We start from the raw sequence: 22,056 nt of genomic DNA, 5'->3' as shown, positions 1-22,056 counted from the left end.
TAGACTGATTTTAAATTAGCCAAAGCCCGTATTTCGTGATTAATGTCATTATTTTTCACTAATTTTGAACCCCGAAAATAGGTTAATTTTGTTGTCAAATGGATATTCTATATTTAATGATCTTATGCAGTGTTTCTTTGGCTGTAGTTTTTCTGGTCGTATTTATAGTTTTCGCCAGAAAAGGGCAGTTCGAAGATGATGAGTCTCCAGCTGTAAGAATACTTTTTGACTCCGATATTGTAAAGGAGAAAGAAGACACTGGCAACAACAACGATAAGGAAAAAGGAGATAATAATAAATTTGAAGAAAAAAGTGAATAGTTAATATGGAGACACAAAAGTTTAGTTATGACAACAGTATTGTTCGGGCATTCCTATACGCGACCATAGTTTTTGGAATTATAGGTTTCGTGTTTGGGCTAACGGCAGCATTGATGCTTTTCTATCCTGAGCTTCCTGAGTTTTTGTTTGGAACTGACGATACAACAATCAACAGTCTGGCATCAGGAAACATACAAGGGTTAATTAATACCAACGGTGCGTTAGGGTTTGGTAGAATAAGAATGCTACACACCAACACGGTAATCTTTGCATTCGTATGTAATATCGTTTATGTAGGGGTTTACTACTCTACACAAAGATTATTAAAAACTAGAATGTACAGCGATACTTTATCGTGGATTCATTTCTGGACATGGCAATTTATGATTGTTGCTACATTTATCACATTCTTTATGGGGATCAATACTTCAAAAGAATATGCTGAGCACGAGTGGCCAATCGATATATTAATCGCAGTTTCGTGGATCATTTTCGGAGCGAATATGATTTTAACGATTGCAAAAAGAAGAGTAAGACACCTTTACGTAGCCATTTGGTTCTATTTAGGAACTTGGGTTGCTGTAGCGATGCTTCACATATTCAACAACTTAGAAGTACCTTTAACGTTCTCTGGTTGGAAATCTTATTCTGCGTATGCAGGAGCTAAAGATGCCATCGTACAATGGTGGTATGGTCACAATGCAGTAGCATTCGTATTGACAACACCTGTTTTAGGTTTAATGTATTATTTCTTACCTAAAGCGGCTGACAGACCTGTATTTTCATACAAGTTATCAATCATTCACTTTTGGTCATTAATTTTCGTATATATCTGGGCTGGTCCTCACCACCTTCAGTATACAGCTTTACCAGCGTGGGCACAAGCAGTGGGAACAGGTTTCTCAATCATGTTGATCGCACCATCTTGGGGAGGAATGCTGAATGGTCTTCTTACCTTAAGAGGAGCTTGGGATAAAGTAAGAGAAAATCCTATTTTGAAATTCTTCGTTGTAGCTGTTACTTGTTATGGTATGGCAACCTTTGAAGGGCCTCTTTTGGCAACAAAAAACATCAATAAAATTGGTCACTTTACAGACTGGGTTATCGGTCACGTACATTTAGGTGCATTAGGATGGAATGGTTTCATGGCATTCGGTGTTATCTATTATTTGGTACCAATTATGTGGAGAACCAAAATGTGGTCTATAAAATTAGCAAACTGGCATTTCTGGTTGGGTACTTTAGGAATTATTTTCTATGCTGTACCAATGTATATTGCTGGATTTACGCAAGGTTTGATGTGGAAGCAATTTAACCCAGACGGAACTTTATTGTGGAAAAACTGGTTAGATACTGTAACTGCAATTATTCCTTACTTTAAAATGAGATTCTTAGGTGGATTATTCTATCTTTCAGGAGGTCTTTTAATGGTAGTGAATGTTTACATGACAATCAAAAAAGGATCATTCCAAAAAGAAGTTCCTGCAGAAGCACCAGCTTTGGCTAACATTGGAAACAGACGTAAAGAAGGAGAAGGTCTTCACCTTTGGTTAGAAAGAACGCCAATTTTGATGACTGTTTTATCTTTACTTACTATCTCTATAGGAAGTATGGTAGAGATTATTCCTACTTTATCATTAAAGAAAAGTGTACCTACTATTTCTGCGGTAAAACCTTATTCACCGCTTGAGCTTGAAGGTAGAGATTTATATATCCGTGAAGGTTGTAACGCTTGTCACTCACAAATGGTAAGACCATTCAGAGATGAGATTGTAAGATTTAACGGTAAAAACGGACAGTACTCTAAAGCTGGAGAATTTGTTTACGACAGACCATTCCTTTGGGGATCTAAGAGAACAGGACCAGATTTACATAGAGAAGGTGGTAAAAACCCAAGTTCTTGGCACTACAAGCATATGTATAACCCAAGACAAACGTCTGCAGGTTCTATTATGCCACGTTACCCTTGGTTGATTTCAAATAATCTTGACCGTTCTCAAATGGTAGACAAAATCAAGTTTATGAAAAACACTTACGATGTACCTTATACAAAAGCTCAGATTGACACTGCAGATAAATGGGCAGACAATCAGGCAGCAAAAATTGTAAAAGATATCTTTGTAGAAGCGGCTGACGTGAAAAAAGTGTATGAAAACAAACCTAAAGGAGAACTAGAGAAAAAAGAGATTATCGCTCTTATCGCTTATCTTCAGAGATTGGGTACTGATATTAAAACGACAGAAATAAAAACAGCTAGTAACTAATAAAATTAAAAGCTTACTATGATTCCTCAAAACTTTAAAGATATTTTATCCAATACTGAAAATGCAGGTTTGTATCAAACATTGGCTCTGATTTTCTTTATGTTGTTTTTCGTAGCTTTGATAATCTATGTTTTTAGCAGGCCTAAAAAATATTACAAAGAAGAAGAGCAAGCTCCACTTGGGGATGACGAAGATGATTTTAATTTAAAAAATTAAACTATTTATTATGAGACAAAGAACACCGGTTGTTGTAAACATTTTAATAATAACAGTATTATTAGTAATATTTTATTATTTATTTGTTCAGAGCTACTCGTTTTTAGCTTCACCATATTTCTGGGGAACTGTTGTAATCAGTGCTATCTTAGCATACATTCACGGTGCCATCGGAGATTTGATTGAGAACAATAAATTTAAAAAATTAACGGCTGAAGAAAAGGCTGCTTATTTAGCAGAAAAGAAAATTCCTTTCCTAAGAAGACAATATGAAGCTGCTTTCAAAAAGCAATCAGACTCTCACGAGAAAGATATTTTGATTGACCACGGTTTCGACGGGATTATGGAATTGGATAATCAATTACCAAAATGGTGGTTAGGTTTATTCTATTTCGGAACTGTATTCTGTATCGTTTATATCTGTGCATACGCTTTTACAGACTTTGCACACCCAATAAGCGAATATGATGCTGAATATAAAGAGCAAATGGCAGCGATTGAAATTTACAACCAAAGCCAGCCGCCGATTACTATAGAAACGGCAGTTTTCTCTGAAGACAATATCGCAGCAGGTGAAGAAATCTTCAAAAGTAACTGTGTATCTTGTCACTCAGACGGTGGTAAAGGAGGTATTGGACCTAACTTGACAGATAATTTCTGGCATAACCAACCTGAGAAAACATTATTCAAAAACATTTTCCATGTTGTAGATAATGGGGTTACAGGAACAGCAATGCAGGCTTGGGGTAAAAATGGAGTATTAACAGGTACAGACATTCAGAATGTTGCCGCTTATGTTTACTCTATCAACCAGCTTAAAAAGCCGATTACTCCTAAAGACGGAGGTGCACCACCATACGGTGATGAGGCTCATTGGGAAAAACAGTAATTAAAAAAAATATAAAGCATATGAAAAACATAATTTGTTATTAGATAAAAATAGTAACGAATTATGTTTTTTCGTTTTTAAAAACATACTAAAATGTCAAAAATAGATGAAGACATCACTCGCGGTGGGCAGGGACAGGTTTTAGACCCTGAAACCTATAGAGATTCTATAGGCACCATGGAACAATCCGGAAAAAGAAGATGGGTTTTTCCAAAAAAACCAAAAGGTAAATACACCAACTACAGAAATCTCGTAAGTTATATTCTGCTCTTGGTCTATTTTGCCGTTCCTTTTATAAAAGTTAACGGAAATCCTTTCTTTTTGTTTAACGTTATCGATAGAGAATTCTTTATTGCAGGACAGCCTTTTTATCCGCAAGATTTTTTCATCCTTACCTTAGGTGCTATTGCATCTCTTATTTTCATTATTATTTTTACGATTGCGTTCGGAAGAATTTTCTGCGGGTGGATTTGTCCTCAGACAATTTTTATGGAATCTATCTTTCGTAAAATAGAATACCTGATTGAAGGAGACAGAAATAAGCAAATGAAGTTGGACAGACAAGAGTGGAACTCAGAAAAAATCTGGAAGAGAAGCTTAAAATGGTCAGTTTACGTGATTATTTCATTAATCATTACCCATTTTATGTTTATGTACATCGTGGGCTATCAGCAAGTATTTAGCATTGTTTCTGAAGGACCATTTGCCCATCCTACCAACTTTATCGTAATGATTTTATTTACGGCAGCTTTTTACTTTGTATTTGCATGGTTCAGAGAGCAGGTTTGTACATTGGTTTGCCCATACGGAAGATTACAGGGAGTTTTAATAGACAAAGAAACCATCAACGTATTTTACGATTTTAAAAGGGGTGAAAACCGTTCTAAATGGAGAAAAGGTGAAGACCGAAAAGCGGAAGGAAAAGGAGATTGCATCGACTGTCACCAATGTGTTGTCGTTTGCCCTACCGGAATTGACATCAGAGACGGACAACAGTTAGAATGCGTTAACTGTACCGCTTGTATCGATGCTTGTGACGAAGTCATGGAAAAAGTAGGTCTGCCAAAAGGTTTGGTACGATATGCATCCGAAAAAGAAATAGAAACCGGAGCTCCGTATAAATTTACAGGAAGAATGAAAGGTTTCGCCATTGTTTTGGTTTTATTGGTAGGATTTTTAGGATATCTACTTTCAAGCCGAGGTGAGATGGAAGCAAAATTCATCAAACCGGCAGGGAGCACATTCTTTGTAAAAGAAGGGAAAATCATCAATACCTATAACTATACTTTCCTTAATAAAACCAACGATAAAAAGATTGTTACCATTAAAGTAATAGACCCTGCTCATGCAGAAGTTGGGTACAGCGCATCAAGCAAAATTATAGTTGAGCGTGATAAAATCTCAAAAGGAACCATCAACATCAGCTTTCCGGAAGCGGAAATGAATTTGTCTAAACAGAACATTACCATCGGCGTTTATGATATGAAAGGAAAGTTAATCGATTCTTATCAAACGTATTTCGAAGGACCTTTTAAATTACAGTTTTAAATTTTAAATTATGAAAAATTTCACTTGGGGACACGGCGTTTTTTTAGCATTAGCCTCATTTATTATATTTATTTTATCAATGATTTTTCTTTTTCCAAACGGACAGAAAAACTCAGAAATGGTAACCGACAAGTATTACGAAGAAGAACTTCTTTACCAATCTGTAATTGATGCTAAAAAAAGAGCAGATGAGCTTGAAGAAAAACCAACGTATTCTCAATCACCTGAAGGAATTAAATTAACATTTCCGAAAGATATCGACAACTCAAATTCTGTGGTAAGTTTTGTGCTGAACAGGTCTGATGACCAGAATTTAGATGTTAAAAAAACGGTAAAATTAGATGCAAATAAAGCGTTTATCATTCCTTCTGCAGTTTTGAAACACGGAAATTATACCTTAAGACTTCATTGGATTAAAGATAAAATCGACTACAGACTTGATTATGATGTGATATGGAAATAGCATTGATTATATCTGCAATTGGTTTAGGCTTCGCATCAGGTTTTCACTGTATCGGAATGTGTGGCCCCATTGCGTTATCAATGGGTTTAACCAAAAAGCAGGCAACGAATTACTACCTTCAGAATCTTACCTATCAGTTTGGCAGAATTGCGACCTATGCATTTTTAGGAGCAATATTAGGAATTATAGGACAAGGATTTGAAATGGCAGGATTTCAGCAATATCTTACGATTGGAGTGGGAGTTTTGCTGATTATTATGGCTTTATTTTCATTTGGCGGAAAAGATTTTGCCTCAAAAATTCCATTTATCTCTAAGTTTCTTTTTAAAATTAAATCAAACTTGGGAAAACTTCTGCAGAAAGCAGATTACCGCTCAAGATTCACTACAGGAGTTCTTAACGGATTTTTACCCTGTGGAATGGTCTACATGGCTCTTACCGCAAGTCTTGCAAGTGGAGGAATCTGGCAAGGAGCTTCTTTTATGGCGCTATTTGGATTGGGAACACTTCCTTTTATGTTTACCGTCGTTTTAGTAGGAAACTTAATTAGTCAGACCTTTAGAATTAAAGTGTTAAAATTCATTCCTGTTGTAATGATTATCCTTGGTGGATTGTTTATTCTAAGAGGTCTCGAACTTGGAATACCCTACATTTCTCCCCCATCGGAAGCAATGAAGGTTTCTCCAGAACATGATGTGAATTGTCATAATACAGACCCGAACCATAAACATAACCAGGCAACCTGTCATTAATCGATCATTTTATGAAGCTTAGAATTAGTTTTTTATGTATAATTCTGTCTCAATTTTTTATCTCTCAACAGGGAAAAATAATCAATAACCAATCAACGGCTTTTGAGGTTTCAAATCAAGATGATACCATTGAGTTTATTGTTTATGATACAAAATTAGATCATAAAAAACCAGTATTCCTGTGGTGTCAAGGTTCTCTGCCCTACCCCATTTATGTCAATTCAAAAGAAGAAGGGCTTTGGATTATTGGTGGCGGAATTACCAATTTTGATGTAGAAAATATTGTAGAAAACTATCATTTAGTGATTATTGCAATGCCAAAAACCCCTTTGATTGCAGACGAAAAAGATATTAACGAATCTTATTGGTATTTTGGAAATTCTAAAGATAAAAATCGACCGACTCTCGAGTTTCAAAAAGCAGATTACTTAGAAAACTATGTAAACCGTGCTCAGAAGGTTCTGAAATTTTTAAATAAACAAAAGTGGGTAGACCGTTCAAAATTAATTGTTGCAGGTTCATCACAAGGTTCAAAAGTAGCAACTAAAATCGCGATTGCCAATAAAAATGTTTCTAAGCTGGGTTTATTTTCAGCCAATCCGTTTGGCAGAATTGATCAGAATATCAGAGAATACCGAAAACAAGCTGAGCAAAAACAAATTTCATGGGAAGCGGCAGACAAAGGAATTGAAGAAGAATATCAAATGTTCAGAGATGCCTACAACCCGAAAAAGCTGGCAGAAAAGCCGGAACTTCTTGCTTGGAAATCTTTCTCAGTTTCTTTATTAGATGATTGGTTACAGTTCAAAAAACCAATTTATTTAGCCTATGGAACCCATGATATTGCAAGTGATTTGAATGACCTTGTTCCGCTTTATTTTATTAAAGAAAACAAAGATAATCTAACCCTTAAAAGATATCTAAATCTCGAACACAATTTCTTTGAAGTAGAAAATGGAAAACCCAATCATGAAAAACCACATTGGGAAGAAGTGATGAATGATTTTGTGAAGTGGACGTTGAAATAAAAATCATAAAAATAATTTAAGCTGCCCATATAGAGCAGCTTAAATTTTATATGAATCTATTATTTACAGAAATATCTAATACCTTCTTACCGGAAGTATAGTAGTTGCCATACTTTTAAGGCTTGATGATAAAATAACTTCAGGAGTAGGAAGTCCGAATGTTTGATAATAAATAGAATACGCCGAGTTTCCGTCAATTTGCGTAGAGGACCATGCACTCGAGCTTATAGAGATATTTCCCTTCTTTAGTTCTTTATAAAGTGTTAACAATTCCTGACTTGAAGGCAGGAACCAATCGGATTGTCCATTCAGCACAAGGTTATCACAAAGTTTCGCAGCACAGTTAGCGCCAGAATTTGCACTAATAATAATATTCGTATTTTCAAGGCCTTTTCCGAAATCAGGATAAGTACCGGAAATAAATGTCCCCATATTTCCCCATTGTCCTCCTACTCCGCCAGAACTGTAATTAAGTGTTGTAGGATGAATTTCCATAAATCTCCATCCATTTACATATTCGCCTTTATCATAACCTACATATCCGCCTCCAGGTCCGAAATAGCCTGTGGTTTTAAAACTCGTTTCCGCAGTGTATGTATAAATACCTTCACCTGTTTTTATAAACCCTCTCACATAATAGGTCGTATTGGGCTGTAATGTTCCGGATTTCATGTCAAAATTGGTAGAACCTTGTGCTATAGTTGTCACAGAAGCATTGTTGATGACCGTAGGGTTTGGTATAGTACCATAAACAAAACCAGGAGTTTCTCCCTGACCATCCTGTTGTACAATTGATGCTCTGAAAATCGCAGAGGTAGGAAATATTTCCGTTGTTGTACGCAGAGTTATCGTTTTCGGAGGTGCTGAAGGAGTGGGGTTCTGAACATTTACAAATGTTGAATCCTCAGAATCTCCTCCACTACAGGAAGAAAGCACAAATGCCGTAAAAATGGCAAGTAAAAATTTAAAATTATTTTTCATCGTTAAAAATTAGAAAGCGAAAATACTCTTTTTTTTCATTAAAATAAGAATTATTTAAACACTGAAAACCATCATCTTATCTACAAATATTACATAAAGAAAGCCACAAAAAATTGCAAGGTTTATTTACCTTTCATATAATTAAATCTTGCAGGAGTAAAGGGGTCGAATTAGGGTTATATACTTTTCCCTTTTTTTGAATTATATTTATATTCAAAAATCTATCTAGCACAATCATTAGACTATTCAAGAATAAAATCTATCATTTTATTGAATGTTACCCATAATAAAAAATCCGAATCACTATCTTTGTTGTGAAACGGATTCTTTATTGTCGTTTGTTTTAAATTTTACAATAAATTAGTGATGTAGTGAATTATCTTGCGATAAACCTGATAACTTTCTGATTTAGCTACTCTAAGAACTTCTTTACTCACGTTAGTGAAAATCTAATTGATAATGTACATCAATCCTAACTGAATGTTATTATTTCTTACTGCATCACCATCATTGTATTTATAAATATCTGTAATTCCTGCAACATATCGGATATTCGCGCCAATCTTCTCTGTAAAATAATATCCTGCTCCAATTCCAATTCCAAGGTCAAACTTGTTAATGAAATCTTTGGAAATGCTTGCAGTTGCTTCAGATCCATTCAGTAAGGTGTATTTTTCTTTAGCGCTAACCATATAACTCAACTGAGGACCTGCTTCCAAAAAAGCCTTAGGAATAAATCTGTATTCCACCATTAAGGGAACCGATATATAATTTAATCTTCTAGTGTACTCGCTTCCGATTTGATTTTGGGCATATTCAACTTTTGAACCCAAACCATTATAAATTACTTCTGGTTTGAAGTTAAATTGACTAAAAAGAGGTATGTTAGCAAAAACACCTGCGTTAGCTCCTACAAGAATTTTAGTATCCTGATAATCAAATCCTTTAGAAAGACTTGAAAAATTAGCACCAGCTTTTATTCCAAATTTTTGTGATTTTGCAGTACTTGCCACAACTAATAAAAGAGGTATAATTAATTTTGAAAATCTCATATTTTATTTTTTTTGATAACGTTAAAAACCAATGTATATTGTTTTAGTGTTTTACTATTATAGATAACTGGTCAATCTATTGCTAAATGTAAGAAAATTAAGAGTCGCAAAACCATATTACATTGTCAAGTAATAATAGGTTAATGTTTTATTATCTGTAATTGAAATAGGAAAATTTATAAGTTGGCCTACATAATTATATTTTAAAATTATCCCATATGTATTTACATTAAAATATAGTGCCCCATTTTCAATAATAGGAGGCTGAGCATTGTAACCCACTGTTTGAGTAGTATAATTAGAATATCCAATTACATCAATTGATTCAGTAAAAGCATGAAATGCTTCTGGTGGCAACCTTATCTTAAATTTGTAGTCATAAATCTCAGCAACATAACTACCACTTGCAGGATAGGAACCCACACCATTGTAAATTATATTGGCTGTAAAAGGTTGATTACCCCCTGGTCTTGATGAATAAGCTGGTTTACGAACAGTTTGTGTAAATGGTCCATGAACTGTTGGAGCCTTTTTATTAATAATAGTAAACTCAGCAATTATTTCTTCTTTCGACTTATAGACTTTTTCATCTTCTAAAAATTGAACTTCTTTCTGAAAATGTGCTTTTTCTAGAGTCCTAATATCTTCTACCCTGGTTACAGTATTATCAGTGACAATATTATCAACCTCTAATTCTTCCGAAATATCATCATGTGAACAAGACATAAACATTATTCCAGCAAATATTATATAGATGTATTTTTTATATATCATTTTTGATAGCTTATATTATAAAAGAGGTTTAAAAATAAACCTCTTCATAATTATTAGAATTTTAAACATAGATTATATTATTCGTAAATGATACATTATCAATTATGAACTATTTTCTATGCATATTTGATTTATAGTAGTAATTTACTTTTAAAGAGTTAAATAATAATAGGTAAATGTTTTAGGACCTGAGGCAGCTGGAACTACTGCGTTGATTAATTGTCCTACCATATTATGTTTTAAAACCATTGTATAAGTATTAGCAACTACATATTTATTACCGTTTGCTGTAGACATATTCGAATTGAATCCTATGGTTTGTGTAGTATAGTTCGAATAACCCGGATTATCAACAGAATCAATCCATCCCGTTGCTGCTTCTGCAGGAAGTTGAGCACGGAGGTAATAATTATAAACATCTGACATATACACTCCCGTTCCCGGATATGTACTTCCTACTTGAGCATAACTAATTTTAACATCTGTGGGATTAGCTCCAGGTACAGCTACAGTTGCAGTGTAAGGTCCGTGAACCGTTGGAGCCTTTTTGTTAGCAGCAGTAAACTCAGCAATCATTCTTTCTTTAATGGTTGGCGCAAGTGTTTTACCATCACTAGCCATGAAGTTGTCACCTAGAATATTTTTTGTAAACTCGTTACTCTCAATACGATTTGCAGTATCTGCTGTAATCTTACTGTTATCAGTGACATTAGAACTATCAATTGTATTGTTGTCATCTGCACAAGAAACAACCATAACTAAGCCCAATAATGGGATAAGAATTTTTTTCATAAATTATTTTTTTTGGTGCCACAAATATAGATAATTACATTCATATGTGAAATAAATATTATAATTATTCTTTTAAATTTGAAATATAAAATTTAAAAACAGTAAATAAGTAATATGATTTTCAAAAAAACAAGATTACAAAAACAAACATAACTACAAAAATATCAATGATTTAATTAAAAAAAATCATAAAAAAAATATTTCATAACATCGAAATTATTCTTTCATAAAATCTTTTGAAAAAATAATTTATCTCTTATTAGAGAATTTAAATTAAAGCATTAACATCTCAAATTTTTTAAAACCACAAAAAAAGCCACCCGAATCGGATGGCTTTCAATATTATTTAATAATGCTAAAACATTAGTTAATCAATTCAAATCTCGCATATTCAGCGATTTTCTTTGGCAATTTAATTCCTTCTGCAGTTTGATTATTTTCAAGCAAAGCAGCCATAATTCTTGGCAATGCCATTGCAGAACCATTTAACGTATGCACCAACTGAGATTTTCCATCTGTTTTGTAACGACATTTCAATCTATTTGCCTGGAAGGTTTCAAAATTAGAAACTGAGCTTACCTCCAACCATTTTTCCTGAGCAGCGCTCCACACTTCAAAATCATAAGTCATGGCAGCAGCAAAACCTGTATCTCCACCACAAAGCCTTAAAACTCTGTACGGCAACTCAAGATCTTCTAAAATAGACTTGATATGCTCTACCATTTCTTCTAAAACAGCATAAGAATTCTCAGGTTTCTCTAATCTTACAATTTCTACTTTCTCAAACTGGTGAAGGCGGTTCAGACCTCTTACATGAGCTCCGTAACTTCCAGCTTCTCTTCTATAACACTGAGAAAATGCAGTATTCATAATTGGAAGATCTTTTTCATCCAACAAAACATCACGGTATAAATTCGTTACCGGCACTTCCGCTGTAGGAATCAAATATAAATCATCTGCGTTGATGTAATACATTTGTCCTTCTTTATCCGGCAACTGACCTGTTCCATAACCTGAAGCTTCATTCACAACGTGTGGCGGATTCACTTCCAGATAACCTGCATCTGTATTTTTATCTAAGAAATATTGAACTAAAGCTCTCTGCAATCTTGCTCCTTTCCCGAAATATACAGGAAAACCAGCTCCTGCAATTTTAACTCCCAATTCAAAATCAATCAAATTGTATTTTTTTGCCAGTTCCCAGTGAGGAATTGCCCCTTCACCTAAACCTTCTACATCATGAGACTGATAAATAATTTCGTTATCATCTGCAGCAACTCCAGCTTTTACCAATTCGTAAGGCACATTTGGAATCTGATATAAAATAGTAAGCAAAGATTTTTCAACGTTTTCAAGCTGTACCTGTAATTCTTTACTCGACTCTTTAAACTGTGCTGTTTTAGATTTGGATGCTTCAGCTTCTTCTCTTTTTCCTTCTTTCATTAAAATACCAATTTCTTTGGAAATTTTATTGATTTCGGAAAGTTGTGAATCTAATTCAAACTGAATTTTTTTCCTTTCTTCATCGGTAACGATAGCCTCGTCTACCAACTCAAGATTCTTGAATTGTCTTTTTTGAAGACCTTCTAAAACGCGTTCTTTATTGTCGCGCAAAAAATTAACCTGTAACATAAATGTTTAATGTTTAAAAGTTTAAGGTTTAAGGTTGAGTTGCATTGAACTTTGAACCCCGAACTTTGAACCGTTCGTGCAAATTTAAGATTATTTTATGATTGTAGCCACATTTGGCTGGTCGGGAACTTTTGTAAATACCAATTGGTTATTATAAAGCACTCTCGAAACTTCAAAAACATTCGGAGAGGAACGATAAAATATTTCAAGTTTATCCTGAACAATAGGTGCATTCTGTGTATCTGATATTTTCTTCGTTAAAGAAACCTGAATTTCAGATTTATAAATTTTATTTCCATCAGAATCATCTTCTACAAATTGTCTTGTAGCCCCAGCAAGATATTCAAGGTAATAGGTAGAATCGGCAAGCATTTTTCGGTTGTAGCTTACACTTACGTTATCTTTTTCTGCTAATCTATCAATAAAAGAAATCCCAGTGTAAGAACCAATTTCCGTAGGTTTTAGTAAGTCTTTTCCAGAAGAATCTTTAATATAAAGATTTAAAAGCTGGTCTATTTTCTGCAGAGAATCTTCATCACTTCCGCAGCTGAGAAGCGTGATACTGATAAGCGTTAAAACAAGAAATAATTTCTTCATTCTTACAAAGATAAATTATTAATGAAAAATAAGTTTAGTGATTTTCAAAATATTTCTGATACCAAAGCTCAAAAGTAACCAATTGCCAGATTTTTACACAATCATACTCACTTTTTTGATGATTCCACCATTCATCAATCACTTCAGCATTGACAAAATTGCGTTTTTTAAGGTTATTCAAATTTTCAATGATAAATGCTCTTACTTTTGGTTCGGTTTTAATGAAATGAGCCAATGGAAAAGAAAATCCGCGCTTTGGCATTTTTAAAATTTCTGATGGAAGATATTTTTCGGCAACTTTTCTTAAAAGCGGCTTATTCTGAATTCCGTTGTACCGTAATTTTTCCGGCAAAGAAGAAACATAATCAATCAAATCGTTGCTCAAATAAGGATATCGGAATTCTACACCATACTTCATCGCACTCAAATCATCTCTGAAAACATGATGCGAAGACAGAGAATATTTCATATCATATTCAAAAAGTCCTTGATAATCTTTGCTTTCAGATAATTTTTTGCTTTTTAAATTGGTTTGAATAAAATTAAAAACATCTTTTGAAAACACATTTTTAGCCTCAAAAGGCTTCATCCCGACCTGACTTTGTCTGAAAAAATCAAGCATATCGTCTTGAGAAAAATAGTTTTTTACTTTTCTTGAAAAATCATCATTGGTGAAAATAAAATGACGGACAGCATTAAACTTTCTCATCGAAAGCCATTTATTAAGCTTCAAAGAATGTGAATATCCCGCAAAAAGTTCATCAGCACCATTTCCGCTTAAAACAACTTTAAAACCTTCATTTTTCGCAAATTCAGCAGCATTCATCAATACCTCAAGACTGCTGTAAGGCTCTTCAAAATGTTGAATATTTTCTTTTAATTGGTTTAAAATCTCTTCATCAGAAACTTTTTTCACCTCATGCTGAATGTCAATTTTTTCAGCCATTAAAGAAGCATTTTTCACTTCACTTTCCGAAAACTGATAAGAAATGGTGAACGCGTTGATATCATTTTTAAACGGTTTGGCTTTCGCCGTAATCAGCGTAGAATCTATTCCGCCACTCATCATACTTGTTATCGGAACATCGGCAAAAAGTTGCTCTTTCACACTTTCAGAAAGTAATTCATCTACTTTTGCAACGGCTTCTTGTTCGGTAATATTTTCATTTCTTTGAATAGGAAAATTCCAATACGATTGTTTTGAAGTTGAGAAATCATTTAAATCTAAAACTAAAAAAGAAGCGGGTTCTAACGAAAATATATTCTGAAAACACGTCTCCGGAGCCAAAGTAGTTTGAAAAAGGAAATTCGTGTACACTCCATTCCAATTAATTTCCGGTCTGATGTATTCATTTTTCAAAAGCGATTTTATTTCGGAAGCCCAAACTAAAGCATTGTTATTTTTAAAATAAAAAAGCGGCTTTAAGCCCACTCTATCTCTCGCTAAAATGATTTTTTGCTTGTTTAAATCGATTAAAGCAATCGCAAACATCCCATCGAATTTAGAAAACATTTCAGCCCCCCACTCTTCGTAAGATTTCAGGATAACTTCTGTATCAGAATTGCTATTAAAACGAAAACCTAAACCTTCAAGCTCTTTCCGTATTTTTTTAAAATTATAAATCTCACCATTGAAGGTAATTGTCAATTTTTCATCATCTGAAAGCATCGGTTGATGCCCTTTTTCAGACAAATCTACAATTGAAAGTCTACGAAAACCTAAAGCAATTTTCGAAGAAGGTTCGTTTAATACGGGAAAAATTTCTTTTATTTTTGCGATCGAATCGTTGCCGGAGAAAGATTTACCATAAAAACCATCAGAAATCCAAAACCCTTCATCATCCGGACCGCGATGGCGAATTGCATTATTCATCTCTAAAATATTTTTAGACGAAATTTCTTTCCTGAATGAATAATAACCGCAGATTCCACACATAATTTGTTGATAGTTTTTAGTTGACAGTTGATGGACTGAAATTCAACATAATAAAAAATATATTATTATTTATTTTCAAAACCATATTTGAAAACTCTTAATTGATTGGTAAAAATAAGGATTTGACTTAAGTACATGACATTTTTTAACCGCAAAAGTGACAAAAGATTTTATAATGGAAAGTTGTCCAAAAGCTAACAAAAACAAGTGATAAAGTGAAAAAATTACATTTTATAAACTTTTGAATGTCTTTTTTTTTCAATCATTTCTTTTGGTTCTTTTGCGGTTAAAAGACATTTTAAGCTTTTTTGTTATGTACTAAAGGATTTGCCATTAAAATTCTATCCAAGAAAATATCAATTACCTTTTTTAGAAAAAGTATTAACAAGAGAAGTAATTTCATCTTTTGAAATGATATAATCTTTAATTTTAAAATCGGTAGACTGATAAAATTTCCAAAATAGAATTGCTGCCGAAACAACGTATGAAGAAGTTGTCACCAAGCAAGCGCCCCAAATTCCCCATTTCGGAATGGCAAAAAATGAGAACCCAACCGTAATCAATAATCCGACAATCGATTTTATATTTAATATTTTAAGCTCTTTAATTCCTGAAAAATAATACCCAATCATATCACTGACAGCAATGGCAAAAATTCCGGGGACTAATAAAAGCATAATTTGTTTGGTTTCACCAAATTCATTCCCAAAAATCTGTGTGTAAAGAAAACCGGGAATAATCAAAATACCCAAAACAAAAATAAGCATCAGGGTAAATGAAAGTTTTAGTGAAGATTTGGTTTTAACAATAGATTCTTCCCTGTTTTCGCTGTTTACAACATCCGAATAAAGAACCACTGCGATACTTCTTGTAATCGTCCATATTGCCTCTGAAAAAGTGATTCCTATCGAGAATATTCCTACAGCAGCGATTCCTTCAAAGGATTCTAAAAAATAAAAAGAAAGCCGGTAGTTTAAAAACTGAATAAATGCACTCAACTGGGTTTTCCAGCCGTATTCGAGCATATTGAGAAAGACAGATTTTGAAAAGGAAAATTCTGAAAACTTACATTTTTTAAGAATTAAAAAAAGACTTGTAAGAAATAAGAATATCAGGCAAAATATCTGCGCCAAAAAATAAACGGAAACATCTTTCAGTTTAATAATATAAATCAGAATGATGATAAACAGAACATGAACAAGTTGCTGTAGAACCGTATAAATATTGAAAAATCTAATATTTTGTGTTCCAATAAACAAACTGATATTGGTTGATAAAAGTGAAGAAAATACAGAAATGGCAATTAAATAATAAAGAAACTCTGTTTGAATGGAAGCAAAACTAAATATCAGCGGAACCACAATACCAATAATGACCGACCAAAGATATGAATACACTAAAACCTGCTCTATTTTAAATTTCCGGGCAAAATAAGAAGTGCTGCTTCCCGAAAAAACACTGCTGAAAAAGCTTACCATCGCAACATTTGCAATCACAATCGAAATGGTTCCTTTTCCTTCACTTCCCCACATATTGGTAGAAAAGATGACCAAGCCAAAGCTCAGTATCAAAATCAGAAACCTGGAGATGAAAGTCTGAACAACTTTGAGCTGCTTCATGCGTTATTTGGTAATGAGTTTTTAATAAAGTTAACAAAAGAATTTTTGATGACATTCCAATTGTAATTCTTCTTAAATTCTTTTGCTGCGTTAGTAGCGTGAAGGCTATATAATCCTGGATTTTTAAGATAAAATTCAATATAATCTGCAATCTTTTTAGAATCTTTAGGGTTAACTAAATATCCAAAATGAGAAACATCCATATGTTTTCTGATGCCTTTTAAATCTGAATAAATAATGGGTTTTCCGGCTCCGATGTAATAGAAAAGTTTAATGGGAAGCGAATGATGATTTTCAAAATTAAAATTCCTTAAGTCAAAACAAATATCAGCATCAGCAAAAGCTTTTGTAAATTCTTCGAAAGAGGTCGGTTTTCTGATTTCAATATTTTTCACTGAAGATTTAGTAAGAATTTCTGAGAAACAAACCTCGTCTTCGTTCTTTCTTGTCGCACCAACAATCAGTATTTTGATGTTTAACTGTGAATTTCTTTTTTTTAATTCTTCAACAGCGTTGAAAAAATTGGCAATTCCTTTATCTTCTGAAATGGCACCAGTGTAGCAAAGTGTAATTTGGTCTGTACTTAGTTTTTTAATGTTTTCAGAAACAAATTTTTCGTGCGGATAATACGGCAGAATGATTTTCTTTTTAAAAGGAAAAAAATAAGCTAAAGGAAACTTTTTAGTCTCTTCACCAAAGATAAAATGAGTACTCAGAAATCCTGCATATAATTGAATCAGGAAAAATTTAAATCCATGAATCCATTTCATCAGAAATTGGTAATTCTGAAGCATCGACATTGCAGGATACCATTCTGTGATATCGTATACAACGCTTACTTTTTTTGTTTTACGGAATTTGTTTGCGGCAAATACGGCAATCGGTTCAGAACAGACGATACAATCTGGCTGATAAGAGTTACAAACTTCTGTAAACTTATCAATTTTAGACTGAATAGATTCATTTAAAACATCAAAAGATTCTATTTCAATATCTTCAATAACAGATTTAAAACCTGATGTTAAACTGCAAATTTTCACTTCAAAACCAGATGCAATCAATTCTTTCGCCTGATGAAAAAAGATTCTGTCATCGTCATAATTGTGCGCAGTGGTGAGAAATAAAATTTTAGGCATTGAAAAGTAGTAAGTAGATGAAAGAAAATAGACAAAAGAGAATAGACTTACAATCCGCTGTTTAAAATTTTGAAATATTTATTTAATTATGATAATAAACTTATCAATCAAAAATTCCTCATCGGTTTCTAACAATCAGAAGCCAAGAGGAATTATCATTATTTCGTTAAGAATTATTTTATGGTAACCGCCCAGCTTTTGCTAAATGGCAATAAAAAGTTTCCTAAAAACTCTAAATAAGTATTTTTTGAGAAATCAAAAACTTCGATATCTTTTGAAAGTTCACCACTTCTGATTTTATTTTTAAAATCAATAAGCTTTAATGTTTTTACTTCTCCATTTTCTACAAAGCTCGCTTTCATTCTGTCGAACAATCCCAATTGGTATTCTTCGTCGATTTCTCTCATAATTTTCCCTAAAGCATCGATGCTGCAACCAGAAGCCATTTCTTTTTCTTCGTCAACACAAATGACGATAAACTGATTTTTTTCAATTTTAAAAGATGACGAAAGTGGTTTTCCGTGTGCTGCCCAACCTGCTAAGAAATCATATAATTTTTCGGTAATTACTTTGGCTTCTTTTGTGGTAAAAGGTCTTGATGCGGGATATATAATAACTCTGTAATCGTTTGCTTCAACAATATTAGATTCTTCAATTTTCATTCTGAATAAATTTAAAGAGTAAAATTACGGAATTTTCCTGAGTTGGAAACCATTGTATTTTTTGCTGAGCGCATAAAGAAGTGTGATAAAAAGAAGAAGAACAAACCCTATAAAGAACCTCAGATTTGCACTGTCAGGGAAGAATACAAATTTGATGTAGATATTTACGAAAAATAGTAACCCTAAAATTCGAATCCACCAATCTTTTGAAAAATAAAAAATTGCCCCTAGTAAAGTGACAGAAGCTAAAGTTATTTTTTTGAAGTTGATAATTTTAAATATGATAAAATCAAAATATCTTTCAAACGTAAAGTCTGCCTTTTCAGCTGAAATTACCGGTCTTCTGTAGAAAAAACTGTCATAAAAAAGGTCTTTCCAGCCCGGATAATTATAGTATTTAATAATAGCAACATAAATAATCGCCATTGAAAATCCCTGAATAATTATACTGTAATCAATCTTTTTATTCTCTTTAAAATATTTATAAACTAAAGCTGCAAAAAGATAACTCATTGCAAACAAAACATAATCTGGCCTGATTAAAACGCAGCAAAGAAGGAAAATAAATTGTAATAATTCTGATTTTTTTTGAAGCAGACTAATAATGAAAAGCATCAGAAAGACAAAAACAAACATATCCGGTGTAGGATTTTGTGCCATATCTCTTACCGAAGGAAACCAGAAAACCAATAAAGTAAGTAGCGGTGCTATAAAATAATTTTTGGGAAAGAATTGCATTAAAGCATAAAATACCAGCAAACCACAAATAAAATAAGAAAAAATATTGACCAAAAGCACCGAATGAGGCCCTGTAAATCCTAATTTGTATAATGCATACACTGCAGCATTATAACCAATCTTAATCTTATAGTAAGGCAATTGCTCGTCAAAAGCTTTGTAATCTGCATAGAAAACTTCGTTGGCGTGATTATAATGAAGAATATCGTTAAACTCTGTTTTTGAAGCCTCTTTTTCAATATCAGAATATACTGTTTCCTGTACTTTTTTTGCATCATCGGGAAATTCCCAAGAATATACACTGCCTAAATAACCGGGCATATCCCAGTCGTACACTCTATTTTGATAGCAGGAAAAAGTAAGAAAACTTAAACCTATAATAAAAAAAAGAAAGGATAAACCCCATTTTAAATTCATAACTCAAGATTTATCCTTTCTGGAAATATATTTACAAATCTTCGGCTTCTGCCAAAAGTTCTACAATATCTTTTACTTCAACTTCGTGGTTTTTATTAAAATGCTTTACACCATCTGTCAACATTGTGTTGCAGAAAGGGCAACCTGTAGCGATGATTTTTGGTTCAAAAGAAAGCGCTTCTTCCGTTCTTTCAACATTGATATCTTTTTTACCTTTTTCAGGTTCTTTAAACATCTGTGCACCTCCTGCACCGCAGCAAAGACCATTGGTTTTGCAACGTTTCATCTCAACCAACTCGGCATCCAGCTTTTCTAAAAGCATTCTTGGCGCTTCATACTCATCATTGGCTCTTCCCAAATAACATGGGTCGTGAAATGTGATTTTTTTACCTTTAAAACTTCCGCCTTCAATCTTCAGTCTGCCTTCATTCATCAATTCTTTTAAAAATTGAGTATGATGAATGACTTCATAGTTTCCACCTAAACTAGGATATTCATTTTTAAGTGTATTGAAGCAGTGCGGACAAGCCGTTACGATTTTTTTAACTTCGTAAGCATTCAGAACTTCAATATTCGTCATTGCCATCATTTGGAAAACAAATTCGTTTCCGGCACGTTTTGCGGGGTCACCAGTACAGCTTTCTTCCTGTCCTAAAACAGCAAATTCAACGCCTATTTTATTTAAAATTTTGCAGAATGCTTTGGTTATTTTTTTGGCTCTGTCATCGAAACTTCCAGCGCAACCTACCCAGAAAAGAACTTCCGGAGATTTTCCTTCGGCAGCATAATCTGCCATTGTTTTTATAGTGAAATCCATATCAGTTTCAAATTTATCAATATAACAGTGTAACAGTTTACCAATGATTGTTACATCGTTACATTTCTACATTGTTAAATTAATTAGTCTTTTGCCCAGTTCAGACGGTCTGCCTGATTGTATTGCCAAGGAGCAGCATTGTTTTCTACATTCGTCATCATCAGATTTAATTCCTGTGGCGCTGCAGATTGCTCCATCACCAAGAATCTTCTCATTTCGAAAATAATAGAAAGCGGATCTAAAAGTATCGGACAAGCCTGAGTACAAGCGTTACAAGTAGTACAAGCCCAAAGTTCTTCTTTAGAGATGTAGTCGTTCAACAATTTTTTACCATCGTCTTCAAACTTTCCGTTTTTATCAATATTTCTACCTACTTCTTCCAAACGGTCTCTCGTCTTCATTAAAATAGCTCTAGGAGACAATTTTTTACCTGTTACATTGGCAGGGCAAACAGAGGTACATCTTCCGCATTCTGTACAAGAATAGGCATTCAGCAACTGAACCTGGTTCAAATCAAAAACATCTTCAGCACCAAATTTTGAGGGAGCTTCTTCAGCACCTTCAGCCGGAGCTGCGTAAGGATCAGCATTAGGATCCATCATCAATTTTATTTCTTTGGTAACCGATTCAAGGTTATTGAATTTTCCATACAAATCAAGATTAGCATACCAAGTACTTGGAAACGCAAGAATGATATGTAAATGTTTAGAATAATAAAGGTAATTCATAAAGAACAGAATCCCTATGAAGTGGAACCACCAAGCTCCTCTTTCAACAATTTCTAAAAATATATTGTCAAAACTGAAAATTTCTAAAAACGGAACCAGAGTCATTTCACTTATCGGAAAGCTTCCATGTGCTGCCAAAACTCCTCTTTGTTGTAGAATGAAGTCTGAAGAATTCATGGTAAAGAAAGCCATCATTAAAGCAAACTCAATGATTAAAATCCAGTTGGCATCGTTTTTCGGCCATCCGAAAAGTTCTTTCATTGTTAATCTTTTCACTCCATAGAAATTTCTACGGATAAAGAAAAGCACTACCCCAACGATTACTAAAAGTGCTAACACTTCTAAAGTTGCTGTGAAAAAATTATAGAAAGTATGTCCGAAAATTGTCGCTAGAAAACGGTGAGTTCCGAAGATTCCGTCAACGATAATTTCGATCAATTCGATATTAATAATCACGAAGCCAACGTACACAAAAAGGTGTAAAATACCTGCTACAGGCCTTGCTGACATTCTACTTTGTCCCATAGCAACTCTCGCCATGGTTTCCCAACGTTCAGATTTTCTGTCGCTGCGGTTTATTTCTCGTCCTAACCTGATGTTTCTGTAGATTTTCAGAAGACTTTTTCCAAAAAGCCCAAAACCAGCAATCAGTAAGATCAGAAAAATTACATTATCAAGATACTGCATAGAGTAGA

At 33.6% G+C, this 22,056-nt stretch carries 21 protein-coding genes; 8 read left to right on the top strand and 13 right to left on the bottom strand.

Going from position 1 to position 22,056, the window contains the following annotated elements; all coding sequences use genetic code 11:
* The first annotated feature begins 98 nt into the window (after positions 1-98).
* The 8 genes from ccoS to LO744_RS02170 all read left to right on the top strand — a co-directional run bounded on the left by ccoS (position 99) and on the right by LO744_RS02170 (position 7,480).
* On the top strand, positions 99-320 hold the full coding sequence (gene ccoS, locus LO744_RS02205) for a cbb3-type cytochrome oxidase assembly protein CcoS (protein ID WP_230666950.1): 222 nt from the start codon (positions 99-101) through the stop codon (positions 318-320).
* Positions 321-325: 5 nt separating this feature from the next.
* A complete protein-coding gene (gene ccoN, locus LO744_RS02200) occupies positions 326-2,584 on the top strand; it encodes a cytochrome-c oxidase, cbb3-type subunit I (protein WP_230666948.1) in 2,259 nt (752 codons plus the stop codon).
* A gap of 18 nt (positions 2,585-2,602) precedes the next feature.
* Positions 2,603-2,800: a cbb3-type cytochrome oxidase subunit 3 gene (locus tag LO744_RS02195; RefSeq protein WP_230666946.1), complete on the top strand. Its 198-nt coding sequence runs from the start codon at positions 2,603-2,605 to the stop codon at positions 2,798-2,800.
* A gap of 10 nt (positions 2,801-2,810) precedes the next feature.
* The gene (locus LO744_RS02190) at positions 2,811-3,689 is read left to right on the top strand and encodes a c-type cytochrome (protein ID WP_230666944.1); all 879 of its coding nucleotides are present in this window, start codon (positions 2,811-2,813) and stop codon (positions 3,687-3,689) included.
* Between the two features lie 93 nt (positions 3,690-3,782).
* Complete coding sequence (gene ccoG / locus LO744_RS02185; RefSeq protein WP_230666942.1) at positions 3,783-5,237, top strand: cytochrome c oxidase accessory protein CcoG; 1,455 nt, start codon at positions 3,783-3,785, stop codon at positions 5,235-5,237.
* Positions 5,238-5,247: 10 nt separating this feature from the next.
* Positions 5,248-5,700: a FixH family protein gene (locus LO744_RS02180; RefSeq protein ID WP_230666940.1), complete on the top strand. Its 453-nt coding sequence runs from the start codon at positions 5,248-5,250 to the stop codon at positions 5,698-5,700.
* Positions 5,691-6,452, top strand: coding sequence for a sulfite exporter TauE/SafE family protein (locus LO744_RS02175; protein WP_230666938.1), 762 nt, complete (start codon positions 5,691-5,693; stop codon positions 6,450-6,452). Before LO744_RS02180 ends, LO744_RS02175 begins: the two co-directional genes overlap by 10 nt.
* Positions 6,453-6,463: 11 nt before the next feature.
* Positions 6,464-7,480, top strand: coding sequence for an alpha/beta hydrolase fold domain-containing protein (locus LO744_RS02170; RefSeq protein ID WP_230666935.1), 1,017 nt, complete (start codon positions 6,464-6,466; stop codon positions 7,478-7,480).
* Between the two features lie 75 nt (positions 7,481-7,555).
* Here the strand turns inward: LO744_RS02170 and LO744_RS02165 are convergent, their stop codons facing one another.
* The 13 genes from LO744_RS02165 to LO744_RS02105 all read right to left on the bottom strand — a co-directional run bounded on the left by LO744_RS02165 (position 7,556) and on the right by LO744_RS02105 (position 22,048).
* On the bottom strand, positions 7,556-8,461 hold the full coding sequence (locus LO744_RS02165) for a hypothetical protein (protein ID WP_230666933.1): 906 nt from the start codon (positions 8,459-8,461) through the stop codon (positions 7,556-7,558).
* 449 nt (positions 8,462-8,910) lie between these two features.
* On the bottom strand, positions 8,911-9,513 hold the full coding sequence (locus tag LO744_RS02160) for a porin family protein (RefSeq protein ID WP_230666930.1): 603 nt from the start codon (positions 9,511-9,513) through the stop codon (positions 8,911-8,913).
* A gap of 117 nt (positions 9,514-9,630) precedes the next feature.
* On the bottom strand, positions 9,631-10,287 hold the full coding sequence (locus LO744_RS02155) for a hypothetical protein (protein ID WP_230666929.1): 657 nt from the start codon (positions 10,285-10,287) through the stop codon (positions 9,631-9,633).
* A 150-nt stretch (positions 10,288-10,437) separates the two neighbouring features.
* Positions 10,438-11,079, bottom strand: coding sequence for a hypothetical protein (locus tag LO744_RS02150; RefSeq protein ID WP_230666926.1), 642 nt, complete (start codon positions 11,077-11,079; stop codon positions 10,438-10,440).
* A 363-nt stretch (positions 11,080-11,442) separates the two neighbouring features.
* A complete protein-coding gene (serS, locus tag LO744_RS02145) occupies positions 11,443-12,711 on the bottom strand; it encodes a serine--tRNA ligase (RefSeq protein ID WP_230666924.1) in 1,269 nt (422 codons plus the stop codon).
* 90 nt (positions 12,712-12,801) lie between these two features.
* Positions 12,802-13,308 carry a hypothetical protein gene (locus LO744_RS02140; RefSeq protein WP_230666922.1) on the bottom strand — a complete coding sequence of 169 codons (507 nt, stop codon included), beginning with the start codon at positions 13,306-13,308 and terminating at the stop codon, positions 12,802-12,804.
* A 34-nt stretch (positions 13,309-13,342) separates the two neighbouring features.
* Entirely contained in the window at positions 13,343-15,244 is a 1,902-nt protein-coding gene (asnB, locus tag LO744_RS02135; protein ID WP_230666920.1) for an asparagine synthase (glutamine-hydrolyzing), read from the bottom strand.
* A 356-nt stretch (positions 15,245-15,600) separates the two neighbouring features.
* Positions 15,601-16,863, bottom strand: coding sequence for an MATE family efflux transporter (locus tag LO744_RS02130; protein WP_230666918.1), 1,263 nt, complete (start codon positions 16,861-16,863; stop codon positions 15,601-15,603).
* Complete coding sequence (locus tag LO744_RS02125) at positions 16,860-17,999, bottom strand: glycosyltransferase (protein WP_230666916.1); 1,140 nt, start codon at positions 17,997-17,999, stop codon at positions 16,860-16,862. Before LO744_RS02125 ends, LO744_RS02130 begins: the two co-directional genes overlap by 4 nt.
* A gap of 173 nt (positions 18,000-18,172) precedes the next feature.
* Positions 18,173-18,661 carry a hypothetical protein gene (locus LO744_RS02120; RefSeq protein WP_076562001.1) on the bottom strand — a complete coding sequence of 163 codons (489 nt, stop codon included), beginning with the start codon at positions 18,659-18,661 and terminating at the stop codon, positions 18,173-18,175.
* A gap of 24 nt (positions 18,662-18,685) precedes the next feature.
* Positions 18,686-19,816 carry a hypothetical protein gene (locus tag LO744_RS02115; protein ID WP_230666914.1) on the bottom strand — a complete coding sequence of 377 codons (1,131 nt, stop codon included), beginning with the start codon at positions 19,814-19,816 and terminating at the stop codon, positions 18,686-18,688.
* A 31-nt stretch (positions 19,817-19,847) separates the two neighbouring features.
* Positions 19,848-20,633, bottom strand: a complete 786-nt coding sequence (locus LO744_RS02110) for a (Fe-S)-binding protein (RefSeq protein WP_230666912.1) — start codon at positions 20,631-20,633, stop codon at positions 19,848-19,850.
* 83 nt (positions 20,634-20,716) lie between these two features.
* On the bottom strand, positions 20,717-22,048 hold the full coding sequence (locus LO744_RS02105; RefSeq protein ID WP_230666910.1) for a (Fe-S)-binding protein: 1,332 nt from the start codon (positions 22,046-22,048) through the stop codon (positions 20,717-20,719).
* Between the last annotated feature and the right edge of the window lie 8 nt (positions 22,049-22,056).

This window comes from Chryseobacterium turcicum (assembly GCF_021010565.1).
In the GTDB taxonomy this organism is placed as follows: domain Bacteria; phylum Bacteroidota; class Bacteroidia; order Flavobacteriales; family Weeksellaceae; genus Chryseobacterium; species Chryseobacterium turcicum.
Note: the sequence above shows the minus strand (reverse complement) of the source record. Positions and strands in the feature narration are given on the sequence as shown.